The organism is Mycolicibacterium phocaicum (assembly GCF_010731115.1).
Classification (GTDB): Bacteria; Actinomycetota; Actinomycetes; order Mycobacteriales; family Mycobacteriaceae; genus Mycobacterium; species Mycobacterium phocaicum.
This window is the reverse complement of sequence record NZ_AP022616.1, coordinates 1,726,521-1,743,877: the sequence shown is the minus strand read 5'-3', so window position 1 is coordinate 1,743,877 and position 17,357 is coordinate 1,726,521. Positions and strand designations below refer to the sequence as shown.

Sequence of the window (17,357 nt, the reverse complement as noted above, 5' to 3'; positions counted from 1 at the left end):
AGAAGTTTTGCTCAGGACAAACCGAGCCAGGGAGGAAGACGTCAGATGACACCCCCGCATAACTACCTCGCCGTCATCAAGGTGATCGGTGTCGGCGGCGGCGGCGTCAACGCCGTCAACCGCATGATCGAACAGGGCCTTCGCGGCGTCGAGTTCATCGCGATCAACACCGACGCGCAGGCGCTGCTGCTCAGTGAGGCGGACGTCAAGCTCGACGTCGGTCGCGACTCGACGCGTGGCCTGGGCGCCGGCGCCGACCCCGAGGTCGGGCGCAAGGCCGCCGAGGACGCCAAGGACGAGATCGAGGAGCTGCTGCGCGGCGCCGACATGGTGTTCGTCACCGCCGGTGAGGGCGGTGGTACCGGTACCGGTGGCGCGCCCGTCGTCGCCGGCATCGCCCGCAAGCTCGGCGCGCTGACCGTCGGTGTCGTCACCCGCCCGTTCTCTTTCGAGGGCAAGCGCCGCTCGAACCAGGCCGAGCTGGGCATCCAGGCGCTGCGCGAGAGCTGCGACACCCTGATCGTCATCCCCAACGACCGCCTGCTGCAGATGGGCGACGCCGCCGTCTCGCTGATGGACGCGTTCCGCAGCGCCGACGAGGTGCTGCTCAACGGTGTGCAGGGCATCACGGACCTGATCACGACCCCGGGTCTGATCAACGTCGACTTCGCCGACGTCAAGGGCGTCATGAGCAGCGCCGGCACGGCGTTGATGGGCATCGGTTCGGCCCGCGGCGACGGTCGCGCTCTCAAGGCCGCCGAGATCGCCATCAACTCGCCGCTGCTCGAGGCCTCGATGGACGGCGCGCAGGGCGTGCTGATGTCGGTGGCCGGTGGCAGCGACCTGGGTCTGTTCGAGATCAACGAGGCCGCGTCGCTGGTGCAGGATGCCGCCCACCCCGAGGCCAACATCATCTTCGGAACCGTCATCGACGATTCGCTGGGTGACGAGGTTCGCGTCACGGTCATCGCGGCCGGGTTCGACACCGCCGGCCAGAGCCGCAAGCCCGTCACTTCGGCGGTGCCGGGTGCGACGGCGACGCCGGCTGCCGGTGGTGCGCACCGCGCACAGACCTTCGGGGCGGCGAGCGCGGGCAAGGTCGGTGCGTTCAACGCCGACCCGGGCACTGTGCCGGCTGCGACCAATGGTGTGACGGTGAGCGTCGGCGGCCGTGGCGACGACGATGACGACGTCGACGTGCCGCCGTTCATGAAGCACTGACAGTGATCGAGTGGCGCGGATACGCCGGATAAATTTGTCATCGTGACGTTCCGTATCCGCAGAGTGACTACGACGCGTGCGGGCGGGGTCTCGAAGGCCCCGTTCGACACGTTCAACCTGGGTGACCACGTCGGCGACGAGCCAAAGGCCGTGGCGGCCAACCGGACTCGGCTGGCCGAGGCCATCGGGCACGGCCCGCTGGTGTGGATGAACCAGGTGCACGGTGACCATGTCGAAGTTGTCGAGGGCCCCGGAACTGGAGCCGGGGGAGCCTACGACAACACCGACGCCCTGGTCACCGCGACGCCGCGGCTTCCGCTCGCGGTGATCACGGCCGACTGCGTGCCGGTGCTGTTGGGTGATGCACGCGCTGGTGTGGTGGGCGCCGTGCATGCCGGACGGGTCGGCGCGCAGAAGGGCGTGGTGCTGCGCACGGTCGAGGCGATGCAGAAACTCGGTGCGCAGGTGCAGGACATCTCGGTGCTGCTGGGCCCGGCGGTCAGCGGGCGCAACTATGAGGTGCCCTACGAGATGGCCGACGACGTCGAGGCGGTGCTGCCGGGCAGTATCACCACCACCGCGCGCGGCACAGTCGGTCTGGATCTGCGGGCGGGCATCGCCAAGCAGCTGGCCGGTCTGGGTATCAAGGCCATCGACATCGACCCGCGCTGCACGGTCGACGATCCGAATCTGTTCAGCCACCGACGTGGCGCCCCGACCGGGCGGCTGGCGTCGGTGGTGTGGATGGAATGACCGGCGCGCCGCGCGAGGCCGAACTGGCCGCGTCGCTGGCCCGGATTCAGGCGCGGATCGACGCTGCCGCGGCGGCTGCCGGCCGGGATCGGGCCGACATCGAATTTCTTCCGGTCACCAAATTCTTTCCGGCGAGTGATGTTGTCGCACTGTTCGGATTGGGCTGCCGGGCATTCGGTGAATCGCGGGAGCAGGAAGCGGCGGGCAAAGTCGCCGAGGTCTCGGCCGCGTTGTCGGACAAGAAATTGATCACAGCGCCCGGCGAATTGTTGGATGCGTCATCGAACATAGAGTCGAACAATGTAATTCGGTGGCACATGATCGGCCGAATTCAACGCAACAAAGCGCGGGCGGTGGCGCGCTGGGCGGCGGTGGCGCATTCGGTCGACACCGCGCCGTTGATCGCCACGCTGTCGCGCGGCGCGGTCGAAGCATTGGACCAAGGCCGCAGGTCCGAGCCATTGCAGGTCTATATCCAGGTCAGCCTCGACGGGGATCCGGCGCGCGGCGGTGTGCCGGTGGACCGACCGGACCTGGTCGACGAACTGTGTGCTGCCGCGGATGCCGCGCCGGGCCTGGGTCTGGCGGGCCTGATGGCGATCCCGCCGCTGGCCAGCGCGGCCGACGCGGAGTTTGCGCGACTGGAGGCTGAATTGCTCAGGGTCCAAACGCAATACCCATACCGGCTGGGCCTGTCCGCGGGCATGTCGAATGACCTGGAAGTTGCAGTGCGACACGGGTCAACGTGTGTGCGTGTCGGTACCGCGTTAATGGGACCGCGTCCTCTAACGTCACCATGAGTAGTCACTCCAGTCACACTTACATCACAGTCACCAGACACCACATTTTTAGCTAGGGGCATCCGATGAGCACACTGCACAAGGTCAAGGCCTACTTCGGTATGGCGCCGATGGACGACTATGACGACGAGTACTACGACGACGAAGAGCGTCCATCGCGCTCCTACCAGGCCCCGCGCCGCCCCCGCGACGAGCGTTTCGAGGACGAGGACTACGGCCGCGGTGAGCCGCGCGGCTACGACGACCGCATGGGCCGCGAATACGAAAGTGCCCCAATGGGTTACCGCGGTGGCTACGACGAGATGCCCGCCCGTGGCCCGCGTGAGTTCGAGCGTCCGCGCTTCAACACCCTGCGTGGTGCCACCCGTGGCGCCGTCGCCATGGAGCCCCGCCGCATGGCCGAGCTGTTCGAGGCCGGCAGCGCCCTGGCCAAGATCACGACCCTGCGTCCCAAGGACTACAGCGAGGCCCGCACCATCGGTGAGCGCTTCCGCGACGGCACCCCGGTGATCATGGACCTGGTGTCGATGGACAACGCCGACGCCAAGCGCCTCGTCGACTTCGCGGCTGGCCTGGCCTTCGCGCTGCGCGGTTCGTTCGACAAGGTCGCCACCAAGGTCTTCCTGCTCTCGCCGGCCGACGTCGACGTCAGCGCCGAAGAGCGTCGCCGGATCGCGGAGGCGGGCTTCTACAGCTACCAGTAGCACCCCTGGTATCACCGAACAGCTCTACGCAAGACCCCTTCGGCCCCCGGCCGGAGGGGTCTGCGTTAGGTAGGCTCGCTCTCAAGCGCCGACAACAGTCGGCGCTTTTCCCGCGCTAGTGAGGTCTGTTGCATTGACCCTGTTCTTCGACATTCTGGGTTTTGCGCTGTTCGTCTTCTGGCTGCTGTTGATCGCCCGTGTGGTGGTGGAGTTCATCCGCGGATTCAGCCGGGACTGGCAGCCGAGGGGACTGACCGTGGTGATCCTCGAAGTGATCATGACGGTGACCGATCCTCCGGTGAAGCTGTTGCGGCGCTTGATCCCGCCGCTGACCATCGGACCGGTCCGGGTCGACTTGTCCATCGTGGTGCTGCTCATGGTGGTGTTCATCGGCATGCGGCTGTCTTTCGATCAGGTCGGGGCCTGACCGCGACGTTCCCCTGACCTGCAGAAGCGCATTAATTACATTTATGTAATTAATGCGCTTCTTTCGTTTTGGTCAATTCGGTGTCGAGCGCCGGGCAGCGTTGCCGAATTCCAATGAAACATTGAAATTCGTTCTTAATTCCGGACCTCGCCTGCAACCGCCGGGTCTGCTGTGACAGGATGGACGCCAGTTACTCCACGATCGCTCTACACTTTGATCGCTCTACACTTTGACACCGATTGACGGTCCAGACTGCAAGGGGGCAGAAGATGCCGCTAACTCCGGCTGACGTCCACAACGTCGCATTCAGCAAGCCGCCGATTGGCAAGCGCGGTTATAACGAGGATGAGGTCGATGCATTCCTCGATCTCGTCGAGACCGAGCTGACCCGGCTGATCGAAGAGAACAGCGATCTGCGGCAGCGGGTCGCCGAGCTCGACGCCGAGCTCCAGTCCGCCCGCACCGGCCAGCCGGTCGCGGCGCCGGTCTACACCCCGCCCGCCCCCGCGCCCGAGCCGGAGCCCGTCGCGGCACCCGCGCCGGTGGCCGCTCCTGTCGCCGCACCGGTCGGCGAGGACCACCACGTCCGTGCGGCCAAGGTCCTGAGCCTGGCCCAGGACACTGCCGACCGTCTCACCGGTTCGGCGAAGGCCGAGGCCGACAAGACCCTCGCCGACGCCCGCGCCCAGGCCGATGCCCTGGTCAGCGATGCCAAGCGCACCGCCGAGACCACGGTCGCCGACGCCAAGGCGCGCGCCGAGGCCATGCTGGCCGACGCACAGACCCGTTCGGAGGCGCAGCTGCGCCAGGCGCAGGACAAGGCCGACGCCCTGCAGGCCGACGCCGAGCGCAAGCACACCGAGATCATGGGCAACATCAACCAGCAGCGCACGGTGCTGGAAGGCCGCCTCGAGCAGCTGCGCACGTTCGAGCGCGAGTACCGCACGCGTCTCAAGACCTACCTGGAGTCCCAGCTCGAAGAGCTCGGTCAGCGTGGCTCTGCCGCTCCGGCCGATTCGGCGGCCGGTGGCGAAGGTGCTGGCTTCGGCCAGTTCAACCGGGGCAACAGCTGACGGCTGACCAATGCTGATCATTGCCCTGGTCCTTGCCCTCATCGGGCTGACCGCGCTGGTGACCGCGATTGTCACCAGCAATGAGCTGATCGCCTGGGTGTGTATCGGCGCCAGCGTCATCGGGGTGCTGCTGCTCATCGTCGACGCGCTGCGGGAACGCTCGCGCGGCGGTGCGGCGGCCGACTCCGTCCCCGATGTCGACGACGCCCTGGCCACCGAGGCCGGCGAAGAAGACGCGGCGGAAGAAGAAGCGGCCGCGGAACCTGTCGAGGACTACCCGGCCGACGAGCCCGAAACGGTTGTGGCCGAGAAGGTTTCGGAAGACGAGCCCGAAGCGTCGTCTGACGAGCCCGAAGCGGCCGAAGCCGAAAGCTCCGAGGCCGACGAGCCCGAGGCCGAGGCCGAAGCGACTACCGACGAGACCGACGCGGAATCGGAGGAGTCCGAGGCCGACGACGCTGCCGAGGAGACCGACGAGCCAGAGGCCGAGGAAGCCGAACGCACCGAAGAAGCCAAGGCAGACGAGGACGAGGCCAAGAAGGCCTGAGACGCCCCGAATTTCACACTGATCACCGCCGCGACGGATTCCCGTCGCGGCGGTGCTTTTTCTTCCGTTGACTTCGCCAGAGAAGTACGTGGCTTCAGTCGCCATGCGTTTCAGCCGCCGTAATTGAAGCCAGGTACTTTCGCCGGCCGCCGGAGGTCCCTGAGTTCAACAACCGCCGCGGATCGTCACCACGAGTGAACTCACGTACTCCTCGGCCTCTTCCGCCAGGATCAACCCACCTGATCGGCGCTGTTGCCGGCGGCACTGCACCAGCCAGCGCGTCCGCGCCCCACATTTCGAGCTTGTTGCGTCTAAACGTCGGCTGTGAATCACGCGGGTCACCAACCACAGGGTCCTCCAAGTGAGTGCCTATTGACTTTGCTGACACCGAAGGGCAACAGCTGCGGCATGGGGCGTCCGTACATATGTAGCCAACCAATTTCCGTACTGGGAGGCCTGGAGGCACTGTGAGTCTGTTAAGTCGTAACCGCGACATCGAGCACTGGGATGCTGAGGATGTTGCTGCGTGGGACGCGGGTAACAAGGACGTCGCCAAGCGGAACCTGATCTGGTCGATCTTCGCCGAGCATGTCGGCTTCTCGGTGTGGTCCATCTGGTCGGTGATGGTGCTGTTCATGCCGCAGGCGGTCTACGGCATCGATGCGCTGGGCAAGTTCGTCCTGGGTGCCGTCCCGATCGCGGTGGGCGCATTCATGCGCATTCCTTACACCGTGGGACCGGCCAAGTTCGGTGGCCGCAACTTCACGATCTTCAGCGCCTTGATGCTCGCGATCCCGTGCGCGCTGACCATGTACTTCATGATGCATCCGGGTACGTCGTACACGACGTTCCTGATCGTCGCCGCGGTCGCCGGTTTTGGTGGCGGTAACTTCGCATCGTCGATGACGAACATCAACGCCTTCTACCCGCAGCGGCTGAAGGGCTGGGCGCTGGGCCTGAACGCCGGCGGCGGCAACATCGGCGTCCCGGTCATCCAGATCATCGGCCTGGTCACCATCGCCACGCTCGGCAACCGTCGCCCCGAGGTCGTCTGTGCCATCTACCTGGTGCTGCTGGCCGCCGCGGCCCTCGGCGCCGCGCTGTTCATGGACAACATCCAGGGACAGAAGTCGAACCTGTCGGCGATGGTCGAGGCCATGAAGTTCCGCAACTCTTGGGTGATGTGCTTCCTCTACATCGGCACGTTCGGTTCGTTCATCGGGTTCAGCTTCGCGTTCACCCAGATTCTGAACATCAACTTCACCGCTCAGGACGTCGCGCCGCTGCTGGATAAGTACCACGTCGCGTCGGTGGCCAAGCTGCCGAAGGAAGCCGCCAAGGAACTGGCCAAGGCCAACTTCGACGCCTCCATCCACACCGCGTGGATCGCCTTCCTGGGCCCGCTGCTCGGCTCGATCTCGCGTCCGTTCGGCGGCAAGCTGGCCGACAAGATCGGCGGCGGCAAGATCACGCTGTACACCTTCGGGGCGATGACGGCCATCACCGCCGTCCTGGTCGCCGGCGGCATGTGGGACGACGCCACCAAGGGTCCGGCCACGGGCGCCCAGATGGCCGTCTACATCACGGCGTTCATGGTGCTGTTCATCCTGACCGGCCTCGGTAACGGCTCGACGTACAAGATGATCCCGTCGATCTTCGAGGCCAAGGCGCAGAGCAAGGACGAGTTGGGTGCCGCGGAGAAGACCTTGTGGTCGCGCAGCATGTCCGGCGCGCTGATCGGCTTCGCCGGCGCGGTCGGTGCGTTCGGTGGCGTGCTCGTCAACATCGTGCTCCGGGCGTCGTACGCCGGGCCCGCCCACTCGGCGACCACCGCGTTCTGGGTGTTCCTCGCCTTCTACGTGGTGTGCGGTGTCATCACCTGGTTCGTGTTCCTGCGTCAGCCGCACCTGCGTGCGGCGACCGGCGAGCACGTCGGCCGGGCGGTCGTGCCTGCTACCTAGTCAATCGGCCGGAATGCCCCGCGGGAGTTTCCCGCGGGGCATTCTCGTGTTTGTGATTCAGATAACTGGTCCAACCAGTTGACCAGTTAACGCCGACAATCCGATGATTGACCCCATGGACATCGCACCTGTCGCGCGGTCAGCGGTCAGTGACTCGGTCTTCGCGCACCTCGTCGACGAGATCCTGTCCGGACGCGTCGCGGTCGACGACGCACTGCCGTCCGAGCGCGAGCTGGCCCTGGCCTTCGCGGTGAACCGGCATGCCATCCGGGAAGCGCTCAAGCGGCTGCAGCAGGCCCGGCTGGTGCGGATCAGCCACGGCGGCAAGACGCGGGTCCAGGACTGGCGGCAGACGGCCGGTCTGGACGTGCTCAGCACCCTCGCTGCCACCGGAGCCGTGCCGGCCCTGCAGATCGCCCGCGACATCATGGTGATGCGCCGGTCCGTGGCCGCCGACGCGGCCCGGCTGTGCGCCCGCAACGCCACCGACGACCAGCTGGCGACAATCGCCGCCGCGGCCGCGGCGTACCCGGCACAGCGCACCGACGAATCGTTCGCGGTGGACCTGACATTCTGGACCGCGATCATCGACGGCAGCGGCAATCTGGCCTACCGGCTGGCGCTGAACACGCTGGTTGCGGCGTTCGCCGACATCGGCTTCGAATCGATCGCCGACCTCGGCACGGCCGCCGAACTGGCCGACCGCGACGCCCACATCACGCTGGCCGAGCGCCTCGTCGCGCGGGACGCCGATGCCGCTTACCGCGTGGCCGACGAGCTGCTGGGCCGCGTCGTCGACACCCTATCCGCTCGGCAGTAGGAGTCATTGCCCATGTTCGATCTGATCCAGCACGCCATACCGGTGTTCGTGATCTGCCTCGTGCTTGAGGCGCTGTCCTTCCGCTTCCTGCCGGACGATGACGAGGTCGGTTACGAACTCCGGGATTCCCGAACGAGTCTCACCATGGGCATCGGCAACGTCATCATCAACATCGGCTGGAAGTTGGTGGTCCTGGCCGCGCTCAGCGCGGCGTACCTCGTGGCGCCGGTCCATCTGCCTGCCGACAACCCGTTGACCTGGGTCGCGCTGTTCGTCGCCGACGACTTCGTCTACTACTGGTACCACCGCGCGCACCACACGATTCGCGTGTTCTGGGCCAGTCACGTCGTGCACCACTCCAGCGAGCACTACAACCTGTCGACCGCACTGCGGCAGACGTGGACGCCGTTCACGGCGCTGCCGTTCTGGTTGCCCTTGGCGTTCCTCGGCTTCTCGCCGTGGATGATCCTGCTGCAGCAGTCGGTGAGCCTGCTGTACCAGTTCTTCATCCACACCGAGCGGGTGGGAAAGATGTGGCGGCCAATCGAATTGATCATGAACACGCCGTCGCACCACCGAGTGCACCACGGCTCCAACGACCAATACCTGGACACCAATTACGGTGGCATCCTGATCATCTGGGACCGGCTGTTCGGAAGTTTCCGGCCCGAAAGCGAGCGCGTGGTCTACGGTCTGACCAAGAACATCAAGACGTTCAACCCACTGCGGGTGGCGACGCACGAATACGCCGGAATCTGGCGCGACGTGCGTGCCGCCCGAACGTGGACGCACCGCTGGGGATATACCTTCCGTGGACCGGGGTGGAGCCCCGAAGGCGCCGGTGGGGCTTGACCCGGTACCCGGGTACAGGGTTCATGCTGGTGAGGTGAGGACAAGCGAGGTCGCCGAACAGGCGCAGGTCAATACCCAAACGCTCCGATACTACGAACGGCGCGGCCTGCTGCCCGAACCGGCGCGGACCGGGTCGGGCTATCGCGCATACACACCCGAGGCGGTGCGGGTGGTGCGCTTCGTGAAGCGCTCTCAGCAGCTCGGATTCACCCTCGACGACATCGAAGAGCTGCTACACCTGGCCGGCGGCGGTCCAGCCGCATGTGAAGAGGCCAGGTCCATGGCTGACCGCAGGATCGCCGACCTGCAACTGCGCATCGACGAACTCACAGCTATGCGTGACGCGCTGGCTCGGCTGATCCGTACCTGTGATCAGCCCCGTGCCCAGCGTGACTGCCCGATTCTGCAGGACATCGAAACCGTGGCTTCGACGACAACCTCCGGCGCGCAGGGGTGACCGTCATGCGGATCGAACTACTGACCTCGCCGGGATGCCCGAACGCCGAGGCCGCCAGACAAACGGTCATCGACTGCCTGAACACGCTCGGCATCGAGGCGCAGATTGTCGAGCGGATCGGCAGCCACCCCTCGCCGACGGTCCTCGTGAACGGCATCGACGTGATGCGCCCCGACGCCGGCGAGTCGACCGGTGACGCGTGCCGACTCGACCTGCCCACATCGCACCGTGTTCTGGACGCCTTACGCGCCCACATGAACGGTCAGGTCGAGACTGGCTCCGGCACACCGCAATCGGTCGTCGCTGCCGTTCAACAGCTTCCGCCGCCGGTGCGCGAGCTGCACCGCGCAGTACTGCGCGGTTTCCGCGATCACGGCGAGGTGGTTCGGGACGACCTGCGCTCGACCGCCGCCGCGGTCGGGGTCGACCTGGACGAAGCGCTGATGCACCTGGCTGGAGTGGACCTCGTGCATACCGGCCACGATGGATACATCGAGATCGCGTATCCCTTTTGTCGTCGGGCCACGGGCCACACCGTTCATCTCTCCGGCCACGGGCCTGTCGCCGCGATGTGTGCGATCGATGCGCTCGGGATTCCGTTGATGACCGGTACCGACGCCATGATCACCTCCGCCGACCCTGATACGGGAGCGCTGATTCGCGTGGAGCGTCGCGGTGATGACTGGATATGGCATCCCGCCACCGCTGTTGTCGTCGTCGGGCACGCCGGCGGCTGTGGCACGCTGGCGACCACCGCTTGCCGATCGATCACCTTCCACCTCGATCGGCTGCACGCACAGTCCCACCTCGACCGCCGTCCCGAGTTGCAAGGCTTGGTCGTCGGGCAGGACGACGCGGTCGCGCTCGCAGACGCAGTTTTCGGCACTCTGCTCGTAGACTGGCCAAACGACTCATTCGGATCCGCGTAACGCAGCTCACAGATTTCCGGCAGGTTTCCGTCACGATTCCGGCATGAAACATGTTGCGCACCAGGGCCTGACGACCATGTGAGCTCGGGTTGACGCGTAGTACATGGTTGCGCAACGGCTGCGGAATTGACGGCCCGTAGAACTGAGGGCATGACGCCCCCCGGAGCACACACCACGCGCACCGCGTGCTCCTACTGCGGTGTCGGGTGCGGTATTTCGGTCGAGACCCGCCCCGACGCCGGTACCGGGCTGCCCGTGATCGCGCGCGTATCCGGGGACCGCTTGCACCCCACCAACTTCGGCCGGTTGTGCACCAAGGGCGCCACCCATGCCGACTTGATGCATGCCGATGACGACCGGCTGACGACCGCTCTGGTGCGCCGCAACGGTGAGACGGTCAGCGTCCCGACCGACGACGCCACCGCCGAAGCGGGCCGCCGGCTGCGGGCCATCATCGACGAGCACGGCCCCGACGCCGTGGCGCTGTACGTTTCGGGCCAGATGACCATCGAGGCCCAGTACCTGGCCAACAAGCTGGCCAAGGGCTTCATCCGTACCGTGCACATCGAATCCAACTCGCGGCTGTGCATGGCGAGCGCCGGCACCGGCTTCAAGCAGTCGCTCGGTGCCGACGGTCCGCCCGGGTCGTACACCGATTTCGATTCCGCCGACCTGTTTTTCGTGACCGGCGCCAACATGGCCGACTGCCACCCGATCCTGTTCCTGCGCATGGCCGACCGCATGGCCAAGGGCGCCAAACTGATCGTCGTCGACCCGCGCCGCACCACGACCGCGGAGAAGGCCGATCTCTTCCTGCAGATCAAACCCGGAACCGACCTGGCGCTGCTCAACGGCCTGCTTCATGTCCTGGTCGAAAGTGGCGCGGTAGACCACGAATTCATCGCCGCGCACACCGAGGGCTGGGAGGCCATGCCGGCGTTCCTCGCCGACTATCCGCCGGCGAAGGTCGCCGAGATCACCGGTATCGCCGAAGCCGACATCCGCCGCGCCGCCGAGATGATCGCCGAGGCAGGGGAGTGGATGTCGTGCTGGACCATGGGCCTGAACCAGAGCACGCACGGCACCTGGAACACCAATGCCATCTGCAACCTGCACCTGGCCACCGGCGCCATCTGCCGCACCGGTAGCGGTCCGATGTCCCTGACCGGTCAGCCCAACGCCATGGGCGGCCGCGAAATGGGTTACATGGGACCGGGTCTGCCCGGGCAGCGCGCCGTGACGTCGGCCGACGACCGCGCGTTCACCGAAGAGCAGTGGGGGCTGGAACCCGGCACCATCCGCACCGACGTCGGCCCCGGCACCATCGAGATGTTCCGGCAACTGGCCGCCGGTGACATCAAGGCCGTATGGATCATCTGTACCAATCCTGTTGCCTCCGTGGCCAATCGGCAGACCGTCATCGACGGCCTGCAGGTCGCCGAGCTGGTGATCACGCAGGACGCCTACCAGGACACCGCGACCAACGCCTACGCCGACATCATGCTGCCGGCGACGCTGTGGGCCGAAGCCGAGGGCGTCATGGTCAACTCCGAGCGCAACCTGACCCTGTTGCAGCAGAGCATCCCCGCCGCCGGTGACGCGCGCCCCGACTGGGAGCTGATCTGTAATGTGGCCCGGCACATGGGCTTCGGCGACGAGTTCGACTACAAGTCCAGCGAGCACGTATTCGCCGAAATCCGCCAGTTCGCCAACCGCCGGACCGGTTACGACATCAGCGGCGTGACCTACGAGCGCCTGCGGGAGACCCCGCTGCAGTGGCCCTGCCCGCCGGACAGCGGCGATCGGAACCCGATCCGCTACCTCAACGACGGCATCAGCCAGGACCTGTTCGTCGGCGCCGACGGGCACCAGCCGCGGCTGGCGTTCCCGACGCCCTCGCGGCGGGCGGTGTTCCACGCGCGCCCGCACATGGACGCCACCGAGCTGCCCGACGACGAATTCCCGTTGGTGCTGAACACCGGCCGGCTGCAACACCAGTGGCACACCATGACCAAGACCGGGAAGGTCGAGAAGCTCAACAAGCTCACCGGGAAGCCGTTCATCGAGATTCACCCCACCGACGCGGCCGGCCTCGGCATCACCGACGGAGCGGCTGTCGAGGTGTCATCGCGCCGTGGCACCGCGGTCCTGCCGGCCGTCCTGACGGACCGGGTGCGGCCGGGCAACTGCTTCGCGCCGTTCCACTGGAACGACCAACAGGGTGATCAGCTCACGATCAACGCCGTCACCAACGATGCGGTGGACCCCGATTCGTTGCAGCCCGAATTCAAGGTGTGCGCGGTGCGGTTGGCGCCGGTCGTGGTCGAGCGCGCCGCCGCAGCTGTTGCCGCACCCACTGGTACCGAGCTCCACCCGCTGGCCGCCGCACTCGGCCTGGCCGGGCCGCCCGCGCTCGACGACACTGAAAAGGTTTATCTGTCAGGATTTTTCAGTGGCATCGGACACTCCACCGGGGTCCCCGTGCTGCCCGCGTCGGCGCCTGTCAGCCCCGTGGTGCGGCTGTGGGTCGACGGGGCGCTGGCCGGTGCGCACAGTGTCTCGGCCCCGGTTGCCGCCATCGATGTCCGGCCCGAGCCAGAGGCGGCGCCCTCGGGCCCGCTGGTGCTGTGGGCGTCGCAGACCGGCACCGCCGAGGAGTTCGCCGCCGGACTGGCCGCGAAGATCGCGGGGGCCCGCCTGCAGGTGCTGGACGACACCGCGTTGGACGATGTCGCCGCCGCAGGCGAAGTCCTGGTTGTGACAAGCACTTTCGGTGATGGCGGACCGCCCGACAACGGAGCCGACTTCTGGGCTCGCCTGAGTGCGGCCGATGCGCCGGATCTGTCCGGGCTGCGGTACTCCGTGCTCGGGATCGGCGACCGCGCATACGACAACTTCTGCGGCTACGCCAAATCCCTCGACGGCCGCTTCACCGAGCTCGGGGCCACCGCGCTGCTCGACCGCGCGGACTGCGAGGCCTACGACGACGAGCCGATCGCGCAGTGGTCCGACGCTGTCGTCGAGCTGGCCGCGGCCGCCCCGTCGGCGCCGACCGCACCCGTCGCTCCGGCCGCGCCTGCCAAGCCCGCTCCCAAGCCCGCCAAGCCGTTCACCCGCAACAGCCCGCTGCCGGTCCCGTTGTGCCGCAACACCCTGCTGACCACCGGTGGCACGAAGGAAGTCCGCCAGATCGGCTTCGACCTGTCCGGCCACGATGTCAGCTATGGCGTCGGCGATGCGCTTGGCGTGGTGGTGGCCAACTGCCCGGAGACCGTGTCGGCATGGCTGGCGGCCACCGGGCTCTCCGGTGACGAGGTCATCGAGATCGACGGCGGCGAAGCCGCGCTTCGCGATGCGCTGACCACGTCCTACGACATCTGCAAGGTCTCGCCGACCCTGATCAACTTCCTGGCCGAACGCAGCCGGGCCAAGGTGCTGCGGGCGCCCCGCGAAGAACGCGACCGCTGGCTGGACGGCCGCACCGGCCTGGACCTGGTGGAAGAGTTCAAGGTCCGGGCCGAACCCGAGGAGTGGCGAGATGCGTTGGTGCGCCTGGCGCCACGCTCGTACTCCATCTCGTCCAGCCCGCTGGTGAGCCCTGACGAGGTGCAGCTGACCGTGTCGGTGGTCCGTTACGAGGGCGCCCGCGGCGGTATCCGGCACGGCGTCGCGTCCACCTACCTCGCCGACCGGGCGCAGACGGTGCCGGTATTCCTGCAGTCGGCGCCCCACTTCCGGCCGCCCGAGGATGCGCTGACCCCCATGATCATGGTTGGCCCCGGCACCGGCATCGCGCCGTTCCGTGGCTTCCTGCACGAGCGCCGGGCACTGGGGCACACCGGCCGCAACTGGCTGTTCTTCGGCGACCAGCACCGGGCCGAAAACTATTACTACCAAGACGAATTGGAGGCCTTCGCCGCCGACGGTCTGCTGACCCGGCTCGACACCGCGTTCTCGCGGGACCAGGCGCGCCGGGTGTACGTACAGCACCGGATGCGCGAGCACGGCGAGATTCTGTGGCGGTGGCTCGAGGATGGCGCGCACTTCTACGTGTGCGGCGACGCGGCGCGGATGGCCAAGGACGTCGACGTGACGCTCACCAACATCATCAAGGCCCACGGCGGCATGTCGGAATCGGCAGCGCACGAATACAAACGTGAGCTGATCGCCGACAAGCGCTACGTCCGCGACGTCTACTGATCTGCCTGCCGGCCAGGCGGTCCGGCGGTACCGCTGCACACCCGGCCGTTTCAGGGTTGACTGGAGCTTGCCGGAAGGAGCGATGTCGATGGTCCTCGAATCAGACGCAGCATCGGGGCCACCGCGTGCGGTCCCGCCCCGGGGCTCTGCCCGCCACATCAGGCTCACGTCCCACAGCGGCGCCGCCGACGCCCTGCCGATCCACTGGGGTGCGGCCACCGCCGCCGAGCGCGGACCGGTGATCGGGACCACGACCACGCGAGCGCACCGCAACGTGATCGGCACCCACAGCGGGTCCTACAGCGTCTACCGGGCTCTGGCGGTGGCGGCCGGCGCGCTCTCACCCGCGCACCGCGCCGACCTGACCAACACCGCACCCACCGACGTCATCGGCCCGTATCCGCAATGGACCGACCCCGGGGCGATCGTGAGCCTGGACCCGTGGGGTGCCATGGTCGCGGACGCGTTCACCGCCGAACTGGCCGGCGGATACGACATCCGGCCGACCATCGCCATCACCAAAGCCCATGTGATCCTGCCGGAGGTCGCCGAGGCGATCGGCAAAGGCCGGCTCCGCCCCGACGGTCGCGTGTTACTGGACAACGGCGCCGCCCTGGTGACCAAGGCGGCCATCGAGCCGGTCTGGTTCCTTCCCGGGGTCGCGGCGCGATTCGGTTGCAGCGAAACGGAACTGCGCCGCGTGCTGTTCGAGGAGACCGGCGGCATGTATCCCGAGCTCGTCACGCGCGGCGATCTGGAGGTCTTCCTGCCACCCATCGGCGGGCAGACCCTCTACATCTTCGGCCAGCCCCGCGACCTTGCCGACCCCAGCGTGGAGCTGACCGCCCGCGTACACGACGAGTGCAATGGATCCGACGTGTTCGGCTCCGACATCTGTACCTGCCGGCCGTACCTCACCCACGCCATCGAGGAGTGCATCCAGGGTGCGCAGCGAGGCGGCGTGGGGCTGGTGGCCTACTCGCGCAAGGAGGGTCGCGCGCTGGGGGAGGTCACCAAGTTCCTGGTGTACAACGCGCGTAAGCGTCAGGTCGGTGGCGACACCGCCGACCAGTACTTCGCCCGCACGGAATGCGTTGCCGGCGTGCAAGATATGCGTTTCCAGGAACTGATGCCCGACGTCCTGCACTGGCTGGGTATCCGCACGATTCACCGGCTGGTGTCAATGAGCAACATGAAATACGACGCCATCACCGGCTCGGGTATCGAGGTCGTCGAACGCGTCAACATCCCCGACGACCTGATCCCGGCCGACGCCCGCGTCGAGATCGACGCCAAGACGGCCGCCGGTTACTTCACCCCCGGGCCGGTGCCCGACGCCGACGAACTGAAGATCGCCAAGGGCCGCGGACTCACGTCATGACGATCAGCACCGGCACTGGCACCGACAGCGCCGTCGCGGTCGGCATCCTGCGCAGCACCGACGCCATCCGCGCACGCGCCGCATTCCTGCTGCACCGAGCGCGCGCGGGGGAGTCCCGCTGGTTCGTGGTCGACGATGCCGCGCTGGCGCACGCCGCCGAGCTCGTCGCCGACGTCACGCGCACGCGTTATCCGGACCTGGCAATCCCGTATCACAGCCGCTGGCGCCATTTCGAGGCCGGCGGCGTCGACCGCACCGCCGACCTGCGCGCCCGGTTGGCCGGGTTGGACCCCGCCGCGCAGGCCCGCGCGCTGATCGACCTCGCTGTAGTCAGCGTGCTGCTCGACGCCGGCGCGGGGCCGGACTGGGCCTACACCGAACCCGTTACCGGGCAACGCTTCACGCGGTCAGAGGGGCTCGGCGTGGCGAGCTGGCACGCCTTTGCCGACGGGCTGTTCTCCAGCGATCCGGCCCAGCCCTGGCAGGTCGATGCCGCGGCCCTGCGCACCATCGACGAAGCCGGCCTCGGCCGGGCATTTCAGGCCGGACCGGACAATCCGCTGGTGGGGCTGAGCGGCCGGGTACAGCTGCTGCGCCGCCTCGGCGCCGCCATGGAAAGCCGTCCCGAGGTCTTCGGCCCGCAGGGGCGCCCCGGCGGTCTGTTCGACGCGCTGGCCGGCCCGGCAGTCGATGCGCACGACATCCTGACTCAGCTCCTGGACACCCTGTCCGGAGTCTGGTTGGCCGACAACGACATCGGCGGTATCCCGCTCGGTGACTGCTGGCCGCACCCGGCGGTGCCCGGGGTTGGGTTGTCGCGTGGGTGGATGCCGTTCCACAAGCTGTCGCAGTGGCTGACGTACTCGCTGCTGGAACCGTTCGAGTGGGCGCGGGTGCCGGTCACCAGGCTGGACGCGCTGACCGGCTTGCCCGAATATCGCAACGGTGGCCTGCTGCTCGATGCCGGGGTACTGCGCTTGCGTGATCCGGCGGCCGCGGACCGAACCTGGTCGGTGGCCGACGAATTGGTCGTCGAGTGGCGAGCGCTCACCGTCGCGCTGCTCGACGAACTCGCGCCGCTGGTGCGCGCCGCGCTCGGCCTCGACTCCGCGGCCCTGCCGCTGGCGTGCGTCCTCGAGGGCGGCACCTGGGCCGCCGGGCGCACCCTGGCGCAGCAGCTGCGAGGCGGCAACCCGCCGCTGTCCATCAGCAGTGACGGCACGGTTTTCTAG

The 17,357-nt window shown here is 67.2% G+C and carries 14 protein-coding genes and 1 pseudogene; all 15 read left to right on the top strand.

Features of this window, described 5'->3' with window-relative positions:
- Window positions 1-45: 45 nt before the first annotated feature.
- The 15 genes and pseudogenes from ftsZ to G6N46_RS08380 all read left to right on the top strand — a co-directional run bounded on the left by ftsZ (window position 46) and on the right by G6N46_RS08380 (window position 17,357).
- Window positions 46-1,221, top strand: a complete 1,176-nt coding sequence (gene ftsZ / locus G6N46_RS08450) for a cell division protein FtsZ (protein ID WP_138248650.1) — start codon at window positions 46-48, stop codon at window positions 1,219-1,221.
- A gap of 42 nt (window positions 1,222-1,263) precedes the next feature.
- On the top strand, window positions 1,264-1,974 hold the full coding sequence (gene pgeF, locus G6N46_RS08445; RefSeq protein ID WP_138248651.1) for a peptidoglycan editing factor PgeF: 711 nt from the start codon (window positions 1,264-1,266) through the stop codon (window positions 1,972-1,974).
- Entirely contained in the window at window positions 1,971-2,774 is an 804-nt protein-coding gene (locus G6N46_RS08440) for a YggS family pyridoxal phosphate enzyme (protein ID WP_138248652.1), read from the top strand. Before pgeF ends, G6N46_RS08440 begins: the two co-directional genes overlap by 4 nt.
- Window positions 2,775-2,839: 65 nt before the next feature.
- On the top strand, window positions 2,840-3,478 hold the full coding sequence (locus tag G6N46_RS08435; protein ID WP_061005131.1) for a cell division protein SepF: 639 nt from the start codon (window positions 2,840-2,842) through the stop codon (window positions 3,476-3,478).
- Between the two features lie 133 nt (window positions 3,479-3,611).
- Window positions 3,612-3,905: a YggT family protein gene (locus G6N46_RS08430; protein WP_061005129.1), complete on the top strand. Its 294-nt coding sequence runs from the start codon at window positions 3,612-3,614 to the stop codon at window positions 3,903-3,905.
- Window positions 3,906-4,174: 269 nt separating this feature from the next.
- Window positions 4,175-4,978: a DivIVA-like cell division protein Wag31 gene (wag31, locus tag G6N46_RS08425; protein ID WP_020103630.1), complete on the top strand. Its 804-nt coding sequence runs from the start codon at window positions 4,175-4,177 to the stop codon at window positions 4,976-4,978.
- A 10-nt stretch (window positions 4,979-4,988) separates the two neighbouring features.
- Window positions 4,989-5,444, top strand: a pseudogene (locus tag G6N46_RS08420) (hypothetical protein); the annotation flags it as partial.
- A gap of 548 nt (window positions 5,445-5,992) precedes the next feature.
- Window positions 5,993-7,486: a nitrate/nitrite transporter gene (locus G6N46_RS08415; RefSeq protein ID WP_138248654.1), complete on the top strand. Its 1,494-nt coding sequence runs from the start codon at window positions 5,993-5,995 to the stop codon at window positions 7,484-7,486.
- A gap of 115 nt (window positions 7,487-7,601) precedes the next feature.
- Window positions 7,602-8,306, top strand: coding sequence for a FadR/GntR family transcriptional regulator (locus G6N46_RS08410; protein WP_138248655.1), 705 nt, complete (start codon window positions 7,602-7,604; stop codon window positions 8,304-8,306).
- 12 nt (window positions 8,307-8,318) lie between these two features.
- Window positions 8,319-9,158, top strand: a complete 840-nt coding sequence (locus tag G6N46_RS08405) for a sterol desaturase family protein (protein WP_138248656.1) — start codon at window positions 8,319-8,321, stop codon at window positions 9,156-9,158.
- 34 nt (window positions 9,159-9,192) lie between these two features.
- Window positions 9,193-9,615, top strand: a complete 423-nt coding sequence (locus G6N46_RS08400) for a MerR family transcriptional regulator (RefSeq protein ID WP_138248657.1) — start codon at window positions 9,193-9,195, stop codon at window positions 9,613-9,615.
- A 5-nt stretch (window positions 9,616-9,620) separates the two neighbouring features.
- Window positions 9,621-10,544 carry an alkylmercury lyase family protein gene (merB, locus tag G6N46_RS08395; RefSeq protein ID WP_234880605.1) on the top strand — a complete coding sequence of 308 codons (924 nt, stop codon included), beginning with the start codon at window positions 9,621-9,623 and terminating at the stop codon, window positions 10,542-10,544.
- A gap of 150 nt (window positions 10,545-10,694) precedes the next feature.
- Window positions 10,695-14,744 carry a bifunctional nitrate reductase/sulfite reductase flavoprotein subunit alpha gene (locus G6N46_RS08390; RefSeq protein ID WP_138248658.1) on the top strand — a complete coding sequence of 1,350 codons (4,050 nt, stop codon included), beginning with the start codon at window positions 10,695-10,697 and terminating at the stop codon, window positions 14,742-14,744.
- Between the two features lie 88 nt (window positions 14,745-14,832).
- Window positions 14,833-16,125 carry a GTP cyclohydrolase II gene (locus G6N46_RS08385; protein WP_138248659.1) on the top strand — a complete coding sequence of 431 codons (1,293 nt, stop codon included), beginning with the start codon at window positions 14,833-14,835 and terminating at the stop codon, window positions 16,123-16,125.
- On the top strand, window positions 16,122-17,357 hold the full coding sequence (locus tag G6N46_RS08380) for a URC4/urg3 family protein (RefSeq protein ID WP_138248660.1): 1,236 nt from the start codon (window positions 16,122-16,124) through the stop codon (window positions 17,355-17,357). Before G6N46_RS08385 ends, G6N46_RS08380 begins: the two co-directional genes overlap by 4 nt.